Source organism: Methanoregula sp. (genome assembly GCA_041645435.1).
Classification (GTDB): Archaea; Halobacteriota; Methanomicrobia; order Methanomicrobiales; family Methanospirillaceae; genus Methanoregula.
Window position 1 is genome coordinate 150,107 of record JBAZQB010000004.1, and the last position, 11,674, is coordinate 161,780.

At 49.7% G+C, this 11,674-nt stretch carries 14 protein-coding genes and 2 tRNA genes; 10 read left to right on the plus strand and 6 right to left on the minus strand.

Annotated elements, in window-relative coordinates:
- Positions 1-14 precede the first annotated feature (14 nt).
- On the minus strand, positions 15-800 hold the full coding sequence (locus WC593_09670) for an FHA domain-containing protein (GenBank protein ID MFA4825410.1): 786 nt from the start codon (positions 798-800) through the stop codon (positions 15-17).
- A 248-nt stretch (positions 801-1,048) separates the two neighbouring features.
- Between WC593_09670 and WC593_09675 the strand changes: the two genes are divergently transcribed.
- On the plus strand, positions 1,049-1,276 hold the full coding sequence (locus tag WC593_09675) for a hypothetical protein (GenBank protein ID MFA4825411.1): 228 nt from the start codon (positions 1,049-1,051) through the stop codon (positions 1,274-1,276).
- 296 nt (positions 1,277-1,572) lie between these two features.
- Here WC593_09675 and WC593_09680 read toward each other — a convergent pair whose 3' ends face one another.
- A complete protein-coding gene (locus tag WC593_09680) occupies positions 1,573-2,517 on the minus strand; it encodes a hypothetical protein (GenBank protein ID MFA4825412.1) in 945 nt (314 codons plus the stop codon).
- Positions 2,518-2,741: 224 nt separating this feature from the next.
- Here WC593_09680 and WC593_09685 point away from each other — a divergent pair.
- The 4 genes from WC593_09685 (at position 2,742) to WC593_09700 (ending at position 5,012) form a co-directional block, all read left to right on the plus strand.
- Positions 2,742-2,812 (plus strand) — tRNA-Gly (locus WC593_09685).
- Positions 2,813-2,822: 10 nt separating this feature from the next.
- Positions 2,823-3,506, plus strand: coding sequence for a DUF5612 domain-containing protein (locus WC593_09690; protein MFA4825413.1), 684 nt, complete (start codon positions 2,823-2,825; stop codon positions 3,504-3,506).
- The gene (locus WC593_09695) at positions 3,506-4,078 is read left to right on the plus strand and encodes an L-threonylcarbamoyladenylate synthase (protein MFA4825414.1); all 573 of its coding nucleotides are present in this window, start codon (positions 3,506-3,508) and stop codon (positions 4,076-4,078) included. The genes WC593_09690 and WC593_09695 overlap by 1 nt, the downstream gene beginning before the upstream one ends.
- 10 nt (positions 4,079-4,088) lie before the next feature.
- The gene (locus WC593_09700) at positions 4,089-5,012 is read left to right on the plus strand and encodes a DNA polymerase subunit beta (GenBank protein MFA4825415.1); all 924 of its coding nucleotides are present in this window, start codon (positions 4,089-4,091) and stop codon (positions 5,010-5,012) included.
- A gap of 317 nt (positions 5,013-5,329) precedes the next feature.
- Here WC593_09700 and WC593_09705 read toward each other — a convergent pair whose 3' ends face one another.
- Positions 5,330-5,689 carry a hypothetical protein gene (locus WC593_09705; GenBank protein ID MFA4825416.1) on the minus strand — a complete coding sequence of 120 codons (360 nt, stop codon included), beginning with the start codon at positions 5,687-5,689 and terminating at the stop codon, positions 5,330-5,332.
- 126 nt (positions 5,690-5,815) lie between these two features.
- Between WC593_09705 and WC593_09710 the strand changes: the two genes are divergently transcribed.
- Positions 5,816-6,235, plus strand: coding sequence for a DUF3795 domain-containing protein (locus tag WC593_09710; protein ID MFA4825417.1), 420 nt, complete (start codon positions 5,816-5,818; stop codon positions 6,233-6,235).
- Between the two features lie 648 nt (positions 6,236-6,883).
- Positions 6,884-7,417, plus strand: coding sequence for a hypothetical protein (locus tag WC593_09715; GenBank protein MFA4825418.1), 534 nt, complete (start codon positions 6,884-6,886; stop codon positions 7,415-7,417).
- Between the two features lie 128 nt (positions 7,418-7,545).
- Here the strand turns inward: WC593_09715 and WC593_09720 are convergent, their stop codons facing one another.
- From WC593_09720 to WC593_09730, 3 genes are all read right to left on the minus strand, one after another.
- A complete protein-coding gene (locus WC593_09720) occupies positions 7,546-8,214 on the minus strand; it encodes a hypothetical protein (protein MFA4825419.1) in 669 nt (222 codons plus the stop codon).
- Positions 8,215-8,516: 302 nt separating this feature from the next.
- Entirely contained in the window at positions 8,517-9,011 is a 495-nt protein-coding gene (sixA, locus tag WC593_09725) for a phosphohistidine phosphatase SixA (protein ID MFA4825420.1), read from the minus strand.
- Between the two features lie 41 nt (positions 9,012-9,052).
- The gene (locus WC593_09730; GenBank protein ID MFA4825421.1) at positions 9,053-9,682 is read right to left on the minus strand and encodes a Dna2/Cas4 domain-containing protein; all 630 of its coding nucleotides are present in this window, start codon (positions 9,680-9,682) and stop codon (positions 9,053-9,055) included.
- Positions 9,683-9,877: 195 nt separating this feature from the next.
- Between WC593_09730 and WC593_09735 the strand changes: the two genes are divergently transcribed.
- The 3 genes from WC593_09735 to WC593_09745 all read left to right on the plus strand — a co-directional run bounded on the left by WC593_09735 (position 9,878) and on the right by WC593_09745 (position 11,656).
- A complete protein-coding gene (locus tag WC593_09735) occupies positions 9,878-10,171 on the plus strand; it encodes a DUF3467 domain-containing protein (GenBank protein MFA4825422.1) in 294 nt (97 codons plus the stop codon).
- Between the two features lie 57 nt (positions 10,172-10,228).
- Positions 10,229-10,300, plus strand: a tRNA-Thr gene (locus WC593_09740).
- A gap of 270 nt (positions 10,301-10,570) precedes the next feature.
- Positions 10,571-11,656 carry a site-specific integrase gene (locus WC593_09745; GenBank protein MFA4825423.1) on the plus strand — a complete coding sequence of 362 codons (1,086 nt, stop codon included), beginning with the start codon at positions 10,571-10,573 and terminating at the stop codon, positions 11,654-11,656.
- Positions 11,657-11,674 lie beyond the last annotated feature (18 nt).

Below are 11,674 nucleotides of genomic sequence, written 5' to 3' on the forward strand. Positions count from 1 at the left end.
CGTTACTGTCGGGATCATGCACCGGGAGGGATGATCAGGACCAGTTTTACCCCGGAAATTCCTTTCGCAAGCTCAACTAAGTCCCCGTCACGGACCGGGACGAGTGCATGGCTTTCGAGTTTCTTATTGTTCAGCTGGGTTCCGCCGGTACTGCCGCAGTCCTCGATATACCATATACCCTTCTTACGATGAAATTGTCCATGGGGTTTTGATACCCGGGTAACCGCGGTATAATCATCCGCAAGGACGATGTCCTTTCCGGGATCGAAAGAAGTCTTGTTATCAGGATCGATCCTGCCAATTGCAATGGTATCTGATTTTAATATGAACACCTTGCCATCATCGGGCCCGCCAAGGATGATGGCAGCGGGGCAGTTGCCGAGCACTTCTTTGGAGATGGTGCCTTTCACCACCTCAAGCCTGCGGGAGATCTCTCCTCCTACGATCTGTACCCGGGTATTGGAGAACAACCCCAGATTCCGGATTATCGCTTCGAGCCCCCCCGGGACAACAGAATACTCCCAGACGGGATGAATGCCTTTGGATGTCGGGGCGCCCAGACCAGCCTCCTTTTTTATCACCCCGATGCTCAGAAGCTTATCCAGATGTTTTTTGGTATTTTCGTAACTGGTCTCGATCTCGTTTGAAATTGCACGGGCATCATGGGGTTTTTTCTCTAAAAATTTTACAATCCTGAGCCGTGCACTGCTCGACAGGACATCCAGGTAATCGGAGAGTTCCTCCAGAGAATCAGACTCTTCATGAACAATTATTGTCGGGGACTTGTCCGCAGGGTTCATAGCGTTCCACCAGGTGCTCTCTCTTTTCTTTCATAACCATTAGGTAACCGGAAGATAAGGGTATGGCGGTTTAAATTCTCTCCCCCGCATCTCTCCTTACGGTTCATAGCAATAACCCGGAGGTTAGATACTTGAACCGTTACAATTTGGGGAATATATAAGCTCAACCCCAGACATCATGATCAGGTGATACACGACACTCATTCGGCGTGTCACCGACCCATGCAGAATAAAAGAAGGAGATCTAAATGGACACCGGCAAAATTTTTCTTGGAATCGCGCTCATCGCATTTTCAGCAGTATTGGTGATTCACCCTGCCAGTGCTGCCGGGTGTGATATACCCGGCCCGGTTGAAAGCGGGAATATTCACCTTGCTGAAAGTGGGAGCGCTGCCGGTTCATTGCAGGACACGGATTATACCGCACATTTCGAAATGCCTGCCATGTACTGGAATCCCACGGAAAATTTGCCATAACGTATCCGCAAAAGTCCTCTTCGCAATGCCACACATCCGTACGAACGATGAATGCCCCATGCACATCCCCATACCCCGTCCCGGGGCTACCCGTCGACGGTCCGTGCTCCAATGACTAAACGGGGTCGAGTCAGGCCACCTGTCATCCCGGAGATCCTTAAAAGGAGTCCTCACCTTTTCAGGAATCATACATGAACAGCCATTCAATATTCCTTTTTTAAAAACCCTGAAGTAAGGGGTTGCACGGATGAACAATTACCAGAAAAAAGGATTATCTTATCCCAATGAGTTCTATCTCAGTTCTTTTTCATCACACCAAAGTAACAGAGTGCCCCGCAGATACCAACTGCAACTACCGGCAGAATTCCTGATGACGGGGACTGGGGCGTTTGTGTCGGGTAAGGTGTCGGGACCGTTACCTTTGGCGTGGGTTTCTTGGTTGGTGTGACCGGTGCAGGGGTTGATGTGGGGGTGGTATCCGCGGGAGTCTCTGATACCCCTGGCATCGCAGAAGGGACTTTGAGACGCACATTATCGATATATCCCTGTGCATAGATATTCATCTGGCCATAATCGCCTTTTGACCCGAGGTATATCCGGTTCAGATCCCTTAAATTCTCGTTACCCTGAATAAAATAGCTCCAGATGTCGTTTCCGGACTGTAATTCTCTCACTTTCATTGTCAGGATTTCGGTATTGTCTTCATAGTTGATTGTCACATGGTAGGTTTTGTTGACGTCGTATTTTGCCGTGGGGCCTTTGTAGGCATCCGTCCCCATCTCCGCAGCCTCGTGCTGACTGTTGATCTCCACCAGCTTGTTTCCGGTCGTCACTACGTGAAGCCACATGATCTTTCCGTATTTGGCATTGGTAAACATCGCGATGACATTGGGACCCTTCGACGGGTCCATCTCCGCACCGGACAATCCCATTCGGAAGGTCGCACCCTCATCAATTCTGTTCAGTATGACATCATACTCCAGGGTGAAGGACCCCGATTCGAATACGACGGGGATATAGGAGTAACTCCCTGTACTGGGTTCAATGGAGAAGTGGTACATCCCCATGGTTGGATCCCAGTAATTGGTGGACGGGTTGTTGGTTTTCCAGCCGGGATCGGAAGCGAATGAGGTCTGGTAGATGGTAGTCTGTTCATCACTGCTCTCAGCCAGGATCGGCTGCACAACAAGAAGACAGCAAGCAGCTATGATGAGGGTTAACACGATTTTTTTGGTATTCATTATCATTCTCCATGGAAGTTGTTTCCTTCGTGAGAGTAAAACCGCATGACCTGATGACGGTCCTTATCGGTGTATTATCTCTCATGCCAGCCGGGAAAAGCTGGCGGAAACATATTACATATACGTATGCAGCCCCCCGTTTCTTAAAAATAACTGATTCGGCAGTTCCTATCGGGATATATTTATTTCCCGATTCGCGCAATATTAGAGAGCATACCAAGTGCGCGATAATAGTCTAGCGGTAGGACAGGAGCTTCCCAAGCTTCTAGCCCGGGTTCGATTCCCGGTTATCGCATAGGTCAAAAATGGAGACAGAACCCGAACGCCTGGCCATGAGGATCATCGCGGAGAACCGCAGGGGGGTCTTACGCGACATTGCAACCGTTGTTGCCGCCCATGACGCAAATATCGTGATGATCAGCCAGGAAGTGTTCGAATCCGGACCCTACACGGGTATGGCTGAACTCTATTTTGAATATGATTCCACTGATGCCGATGACCACGACCTGCTCCTGGAAGATCTCAATGCCATCACTTCTGTCAGGGATGTGAAAGCCTACAAGCCGTTCGGTCATATTTTCGGCTCGCGGGTGATCATTATCGGAGGCGGTGCACAGGTGGCTCAGGTTGCAATGGGTGCCGTGAACGAGGCTGACCGGCATAATATCCGGGGCGAACGGATATCCGTAGATACCATACCGCTTGTCGGGGAGCGGACCCTTGCGCTCGCGGTAGATGCGGTTGCCCGCCTGCCCCGTGCGTCTATCCTCGTGCTTGCCGGTTCGATCATGGGTGGCGACATCTCAAAAGCAGTGGACCGGGTCCGTGAGGCAGGGATCCCGGTCATCGCACTCAAGATGGTCGGCACGGTGCCGGAACACGCAGATCTCGTGGTTACGGACCCGATCCAGGCGGGTGTTTTTGCCGTGATGCACATCAGCAGCAAAGCGGTTTTTGATATCAACCGCGTCCGTGGACGGGAGTTTTAATGGATATTATCGAAAAAGCGGTTTCTGTCCTCATGCATGACGGCCTTGTGGTCTATCCGACAGAGACAGTCTACGGGCTCGGTGCCGATGCATTCTCTGATGAAGCGATTTATCGTCTCTACGAGGCAAAACACCGCCCGCATGGCATGCCGGTATCGATCGCAGTCTCAGATTTTGATATGCTCGCTACGGTGGCTCATGTTGAACCGTGGATGGAGACGTTTATCCAGACGTTCCTGCCGGGCCCGGTAACGGTAGTGCTGGCTTCCCGGAACTGTGTTCCTGATGTCCTGACAGGAGGGACGGGAATGATTGGCATCCGTATCCCGGCACACCCGCTCGCCCAGCAGCTGATCGAACGGTTCGATTCCCCCATCACCGCAACGAGCGCAAACCTTCACGGTGCAAAAGATCCGCAGGTTCCTGAGGAGTGTACGGTGCCCTATGAGCTGCTTATCGATGGCGGAAAACTGCCCGGCACCCCCAGCACGGTAGTTGACCTTCCTAAACGCACGATCCTCCGCGCAGGTGCCGGGGTTGACACGATCGCCCGGTTCCTCGTAACCCTGTGAGACTGCCTGCATGAAGCCCATCCGGTTACGCGATTTTATTGAAGACAAGGATGGCTGGATTTATGCGGTCTCTACGTATGACAATGCAGAAAAGATCGGCTGCGTGCTCCGGTATGTCCCGGATGCTGACGGCGAGCGCCTGCATGCTTCCGGCACCCGGTATAAAAAATACGATTTTGAAGACGCGTATGCGTTCATTGCCCGGCACAAACCGCAGTATGCCGATCTCCTCCAGCGCATCCCCTACAGCGATGTAAAGCGGGTGTGGAAGCCGGATGAGGAACTGCCGCAGATCGCCCGCCGGCATCCCCGGGTGCAGAAACTTGTCGCACTCTTCGGGCTTCCTGCCGGGACCGTCGGTTGCACGGGCTCGCTTCTCTGCGGGCTGGAAAACGGGGCCTCCGATATCGACATGGTGGTATACGGGCGTCACTGGTTTACCGCACAGGCGCTGGTCCGGCAGGGAATCCTTGACGGAAAAGTCGAAGGACTCTCGGCAGAGATGTGGAAAAAGGTCTACGACAAGCGCAAACCGGAGATCCCGTATGACCAGTTTGTACTCCACGAACAGCGCAAGTGGAACCGGGGCCAGATCGAAGGGACGTACTTTGATATCCTGTACACCCGGTCATACGATGAACTGAAGAGCGCTCATCTCGGGAAAGGCACGGTGATCGGCAAGCAGACAATCGAAGCGAAAGTGACCGATGCTTCCCTCTCGTTTGACAACCCGGCCATCTATGAGATTGAGCATGAATCGGTGAGTCAGGTGCTCTCGTTCACGCATACCTACAGCGGGCAGGCCCTTTCAGGAGAGATCATTGAAGCGTGCGGTGTCCTGGAGCAGCACGGCAATGAGCGATGGCTGGTTGTCGGGACGACCCGTGAAGCCCGGGGCGAGTATATCGTGTCGAAGACGCTGCTGGGGCAGTGACGGTTTTTTGAGAATAATTGGGGGCTCAGTCGAAATTCATTTTCACGTATTCTTTGCATCGCATAGGCTCGCCTCTGAATCATGAACTACAACTGAAATGATTGAAATCAACGAGTCTCCCCCGCCTCAGGGCCTCTCCGAGGCACGGCGGGGCAAGGAGGTTTTTGCATTCATTTTTTTTGTATTCTTGTTAAGCCACTGATCCGCCGCGGGGGCGCCCCTTCGGGGGCGGCGGAGTAATCGTATTTTGGGGGTATGGGGGTCTTAACCCCCATCAAATCAGAGGAGAATCAGTCAAACAGGCCCCCCATACTCCATCACGCCTCCACTGCATCCTGACGGCTGGATACTGGTGAATACTGCTGTCCCTTGCAGTGCCAGACCTCGACACTGTCCTCGTACTGGTCCGGGAAGCACTCAGAGGATGGGACGAACCGGAATTTCCGGAGGATATGCTGCATGATGGGCCGGGGCATCACTACGCTGACATCGTACCCCTCGTTCAGCCACCTCCGTATGAGGCTTTGGGTATTGCCCTCGTTCTTCTCCCGCGAGATAACATAGTGGAGGCAGAGCCGGTTCTCCTCCCGCAGTTCCAGCCAGCCGGAGAAGAGGTGTTCGGTAAATCCCAGTGCATCGCCTTCGGGGGTTCCGGTCTCGATTCGCTTTGATGTCATGAGTAACACTTCCGTTTGCGATCCAGACCATTACAAAAAAAAGCATAAAAGGCGGGGGCATGTGAACCGTGAAAGTGAACGGGCTATCTTACTTCACACCGCAACCCGACAGGTTTTAGCAGGATCGTGACAAAATCCTCCTCCATGGCGGTGAAAAATCCCTTCAGGACAACGCTGATTGCGCCATGCGGTATGAACTGTGCGATCTGCATGGCGTATCTCCGGGAGAAGAACCATTGCAGCGGGTGTTATGCTCCTGACCGGAAGTGCAACCAGCGCTGCACCATCTTTGCCTGTGAAAAAGTAAGGGACAAATTCTGTTCCCCTCGCTGTGGTGAATATCCATGCAAGCGGCTCAGTCAGCTCGACAAGCGCTACCGGACGAAGTACGGCATGAGCATGATCGAAAACCTTGAAGCGATAAAGACGCACGGCATCCGCGAGTTCGTGAAAACCGAGCGGGAACGCTGGACCTGCCCGGCTTGTGGTGGCACGATTAATGTGCACCGCGGGAAATGTTCGGTGTGCGGGAAAGAGCGGGAGTAACCGGATTCACGCAATACACCCGGCTGCCCGGGCAACCGGAGGGGGGGTAGGGTCCCCTCTTTGCCTAAGTGGGGAGGGTCACCTCAAAATATTTTCAAGTGGAAGGGGGGTAGGCACCCTCTCCTCTTTTTTTGGAGGGGAGGGTCACCTTTGATCAAAATGGGGAACCCCCCCTCTCTCGCTGATCAACCGGAAAAATGCTCTCCGGCATGATTCCACGCGAAGATATGGTTGCGTTTATGCAGAAAAAGGGGGGTAGGGTCCCTTCTTTGCCTAAGTGGAGAGGGTCCCCTCAAAATATTTTCAAGTGGAGGGGTGGTCGGGTACCTCCCCTCTTTTTTTGGAGGGGAGGGTCACCTTTGATCAAAATGGGAGACCCTCCCCCCATCAGATTTGGGGGTGGGTGCCTGTCTTTCGTAAGAGTGGGGGAGGGGGGTCCCCCTTGTTCGAATCTGGATGGTGGGAGCGTTCAGATTTTTAGAAATCTGGAAAGAGACCGACTGAGAATTGTTGAGACGCAGCAATGCTATGCAGAAGAAAAGGGATTGATAGAAAAACGACATAGAGATAAAAAATGTGATTTTTTTCTTTTTCTCATATAGAAGGACATATTATTAAACAAAAGGGAAATAGTGTCATATAATGGCCATGTTCTGCGAAAAATGCGGTGCAATAATCGAAGATCCCACGAGTAAATTTTGTGAAAAATGTGGTACACCTAATTATCATCCAATATTAAATCCTACGGTAAATTCTCCGAATCTCACAAAAGTAAATCAATCTGAATCTGAAATTGAAAAATCAGGAAATTCAAATAATAATTTCACCTTTATAATTATTGGAATTCTCGTAGTTATCATAATTATTGGTTTTGCAATATTTTCAGGGCGTTCTCCACAGACTAATGGATGCGATCCCGGATTAATTTTAGGCGATGATTCAAAATGTCATCAACCCTGTGGAAGTACCACAACCTACTGTACTGGGGATAGCGTTTGTTTAGATGGTCAGTGTAAGAGATGCGATCCTGGATTAATTTTAGGCGATGATTCAAAATGTCATCAACCCTGTGGAAGTACCACAACATACTGTACTGGAGATAGCGTTTGTTTAAACGGTCAGTGTAAGAGATGTAATCCCGGATATTACATTGGAACCGATTACCTCTGTCACAAATATTAGAAGAAAATATTTTAAAAAACCTGAAAACTCACGTCTGATCCCTTAATCTACTTTTTTCAGAACAGTGTGATATTATCTTTGTGGGGTTTAAAATTTACGAGATAAATGAAAAAGAAAAGAAACTATATTCAGTTCCAGCCAAAAACACTCTTGATTTTTGAAAGGATTTGATTAAGTAAATCATTCTGCGATTCAATTTTTTTGTTTTGTTCGGCAATAAGCCGGTTTTGTTCATCTATTTTCTTGTTTTGCTCATTGAGAAGTTCCTCAACAGACTTTGTGGGAATTGTGGAAATTATCACTGTTTGAATGGGGGTTGCCGTTGGTGTGACTGTTCGGGTAATTGTGATTATTGGTGTTGCAGTGGGTGTTATTGTAGCTGATAATAACGGCGATTTTGTTATTGTGATTGTTTGGGTCGTTGTGGTCGGTGGGATCTGAACGCCTGTTATGATTACAGTATTCCCAAATTGGGAATCGTTCCGGAAAATGGTTCCATCTATTCTCAACCTAGCATTGACTGAATAGTTTCCGCTCGCAAGCCCGGTTGTATCGAAAATCTTGTACTGAGTTGTCTTATCCTCCATAATGGTGACTTGTTGTGTGGCAATCTGTTGGACTGTTGGTGAATACAATTCGACAAAGAATATAGTACCTACCGGCAAATCAGAATCGATAGAGCATTTTATAGGTGTCCCTGCGATCACACGATCTGTGCAATCGACATAGAGCCCATAACCGGACACGGACGTAACAAGAGAGATTAAACATAAAATAAAAAGTATGCTTCTTGGCATATTCCAATCATTGAGAAATTGTCTGATAAACGTTCTGATTTTAACTACGGGAAATATTACAAAAAAATCAAGACCCGCACATGAGCTCACGCGCCGCTCTTTAGTGACGTGATATCAGAAGTGATGGGTGGCAAAATGAAGGATATCTATAATCCCTGATCGATGTGCGAAGGTCAAGATTCGAGTCAATAAAACATACTCTCGACCATGTCCACCTTCCAGATATCTTACTGTTCGAAATCCCGCCCATCAACAAATCCTTCAGATCATCGAACAAGGGTAATATTTCCTCGAACAATCCCCTACTTCATACTCATTATCTGCCTCACCGTCAGCAGCCATTGCAGTTCGCCACTCACCGGGTCAAACCGTGCATTCCGGATCTTCGCAAGCCCGCCTTTGCCAAAAGCGATCCGGGCATCGCCTCCCCCCGTGATCATATAACCGGTGAACGAACCTAAGAGGGGTTCATGCCCGATGATAAGCAGCGACTCCTCTTCGGGCCGGCCCGTTACGCGCGATTCCAGCGCTTCAATACTGGAACCCGGTGTCAGCTCCTCCCACTGCGTGAGAATCCCGCGCTTGCCGAGTGCTTTAGCTACGATCTGTGCGCTTTCGATTGCCCGGGCATACGGGCTTGTTGCTATGCAGCCGAATACGACATCGCGGGATGCAAGAAACTCCGCAACACCGAGAATTTCAGTGCGGCCCTCACCGGTAAGCGCCCTGGCTTCGTCACCATGGACAGAGGGTGCACGTTTCTCCGCCCGGCCATGTCTCAGAATATATATATCCACGTTGATGAGAAGGAAGCCAAAGGGCAAAAAGGTTCTTGTCCCTAGAGCAACTCGGACAACCGCTTCCCGACACTGCTCTCGCACCGTTCCTTGTATTTGCACCGGTTGCAGGGTGCGTTCAGCGGGTGCTGGGGCATCTCACCGTTCCGGATAGATTTGATCTTGTGCATGGCGGCAATCACCTGCCGCCGGTCCCGGGGCTGGACCTCGTGGTAGCGTGACACCCCGTCCGGGATATATTCCACAGACCCGCCTTTCACTTCTGATCCGGTCATCTCTTCGAGACAGAACGCGATACCGGCAATCCGGAGCCGGTCTGCGGAATAGGTCCCGAACGGCATCGCTCCTGCAGCCCGGACGATCGAGAAGGTTCCGTCAGCAGCAATGCGGTCGATCATGCCGACAATCCCATGCTTATCCGAAACCACCTTCACATCGGTCTGGACCGCAGGTTTCCATTCGCTTTTATTGCAGGCGGTAATGCAGAGTGCCAGGAACTCCTTAAGGGTCGGGTCGAGTGCCGGGGAAACGGCGATGATCTCCTGCCAGATTGCCTCCGCATCGAGGGGTGTTCCCAGATGATACGAGAGCTGTTTGCAGACCGCGTACCGGTCTGATTCGGCGACCGGCTCGTTCCGTTCGTAATAAAACCGGACCGGACACGCGTGCACCCGCACCAGTTCCGAGACCGTTACATGCTGCCTCTGCTCTGCCAGGATGATTCCTCTGGTTAACGTAGGGAACCGGGTGGATTAACCTTTTTGAAATCTTTTTGTCCACCAAATAACATCCCTTTTGAGAAGGTTCCGGCAGGAATTGCATTTGAAACCAATGTTTGATAGCCGCTGAGGGCATATCTGGTAAGCATGACAGGACAGGAAATTTCAGTCAATATCCCGCAGACGCTCGATCCGGTATACAGCAATATGATCCAGATTGCCTACAAGGAAGATGAATTCACGTTTCTCTTCCTTCACCAGCTCCCCCAGGTGAACCAGGCCCGGGCAAAGGCGATCGTCTCGATCACCCCGACCCATGCCAAGAACCTGCTCGCCGTACTCACCAAAACCATGGCAGATTACGAAGGAAAGTTCGGCACCATCGCTCCCAAAGAACAACAGGGGCCACAGAGCGTCACGACATTGAGCGGGTATTCCTGAACCATACCATCAAACACATCTTTTATTAGCGTAACGGTCGACATTATGAGATACTGCGCCGCCGTGGCTTAGCGGCATAGCGGCTGATTCGTAATCAGCAGGTCGAGGGTTCAATTCCCTCCGGCGGCTTAAAACAAAAATCTCTTCATTTCTTCGTTCTTTTCTAAAAATAAGTTAAATTTGAACTCAGATTGATGTAATTGATTGTAATATATTAATAATTTAGATGATAATGGTATAATCGCAAATTGAGACTATTTTTCAAATTTAACGATATTACAAGCGATTTTGAGAAGGTGCGGCTTTTAACTTCCGGGAAGATTCACGACGTAAAATTCCACTAGAATCAAACACAATCAACTAGCAAGATTAATTAATTTTTCAGCGCTCTAGACTAGCATGTCAGACTTTCATTATGTCAAGTTTGAGTATGGCGAGGCGTCGATCCGGAAAGCCATGGAGCGTGATCAACTGACTGATGAAGATACTGCATTAATCCGGGAATTTGTCGATGAGTTGTTTTCTCTTCGTGGTATTTCGTTAAGCAGGAGAAACAAACTGATTTACGGCCTTGTATTCTGGAGAAAATTTTTACCGGCTTTTCGAGAGACAACATATGCAAATCTGACTCATGCCATATCACAGGTCAGAGTTGCAAAAAATCGGAGAGGGGGAAAATACAAACAAAACACTCTGCATGATCACATTGTCCTGATTAAACGGTTTTTCAGATGGCTGGTTGAGAAAAAAATCGCCCATCCTTCAATTACTCCTGAAGGACTTACGAGAATTAAGCAACCTTCAGTCAAGCGGGTCACGAAATCTCCCGACGAGCTCCTGACAATGAAGGAGATCCGATTATTGATAAAAAACGCCGGGACTCCCTTGTATCGCGCGGTCATCTGTATGCTGTATGAAGGGGGTTTTCGGGCAAAGGAAATCGGCACTCTGACATGGAATCAAGTCACTATTGATCAATATGGCCTGGCTATTCGGACTGACGTGAAAACCGATATCACGCGGTATGTCCGGCTTGTTACGAGTAAAAAACACCTCGTTGCCTGGAAACGAGTCTATCCCGGAAAAGCATCTGGGAACAATTTTGTATTTGTGGATTCAGAGGGAAATCCTCTGTCCCACTATCATATGCTGCGCCAGATACGGATCATTGGCAGAAATGCCGGCATTAAGAGAAAGATCACCCTTCATATTTTTCGGCACACACGGATCACCCATCTCGTTAAGAAGGGAATCAAAGAGGATGTCATCAAACTGATGATGTGGGGGAATCTGAAGACCGACATGTTTCAGACTTATGCCCATTTATCCCCAAAGGATATTGACGAGATCGTGATTAAGATGCAAGGGGTAGACATCAAGCCTTTGCCAAAGGAACGGCCACTTGCACCCAGACTTTGCAAACATTGTGGGGAGATTAATTCTCCGACGTTCAACTATTGCGGGAAATGCGGGAGAGAGTTATAATAAAAAATGGATTTTCGG

Excerpts from the sequence above, each read along its gene's own strand:
- WC593_09670 (MFA4825410.1), bottom strand. The coding sequence starts at position 800 with ATGAACCCTGCGGACAAGTCCCCGACAATAATTGTTCATGAAGAGTCT.
- WC593_09675 (MFA4825411.1), top strand. The coding sequence starts at position 1,049 with ATGGACACCGGCAAAATTTTTCTTGGAATCGCGCTCATCGCATTTTCA.
- WC593_09680 (MFA4825412.1), bottom strand. The coding sequence starts at position 2,517 with ATGAATACCAAAAAAATCGTGTTAACCCTCATCATAGCTGCTTGCTGT.
- WC593_09690 (MFA4825413.1), top strand. The coding sequence starts at position 2,823 with ATGGAGACAGAACCCGAACGCCTGGCCATGAGGATCATCGCGGAGAAC.
- WC593_09695 (MFA4825414.1), top strand. The coding sequence starts at position 3,506 with ATGGATATTATCGAAAAAGCGGTTTCTGTCCTCATGCATGACGGCCTT.
- WC593_09700 (MFA4825415.1), top strand. The coding sequence starts at position 4,089 with ATGAAGCCCATCCGGTTACGCGATTTTATTGAAGACAAGGATGGCTGG.
- WC593_09705 (MFA4825416.1), bottom strand. The coding sequence starts at position 5,689 with ATGACATCAAAGCGAATCGAGACCGGAACCCCCGAAGGCGATGCACTG.
- WC593_09715 (MFA4825418.1), top strand. The coding sequence starts at position 6,884 with ATGTTCTGCGAAAAATGCGGTGCAATAATCGAAGATCCCACGAGTAAA.
- WC593_09720 (MFA4825419.1), bottom strand. The coding sequence starts at position 8,214 with ATGCCAAGAAGCATACTTTTTATTTTATGTTTAATCTCTCTTGTTACG.
- WC593_09735 (MFA4825422.1), top strand. The coding sequence starts at position 9,878 with ATGACAGGACAGGAAATTTCAGTCAATATCCCGCAGACGCTCGATCCG.
- WC593_09745 (MFA4825423.1), top strand. The coding sequence starts at position 10,571 with ATGTCAGACTTTCATTATGTCAAGTTTGAGTATGGCGAGGCGTCGATC.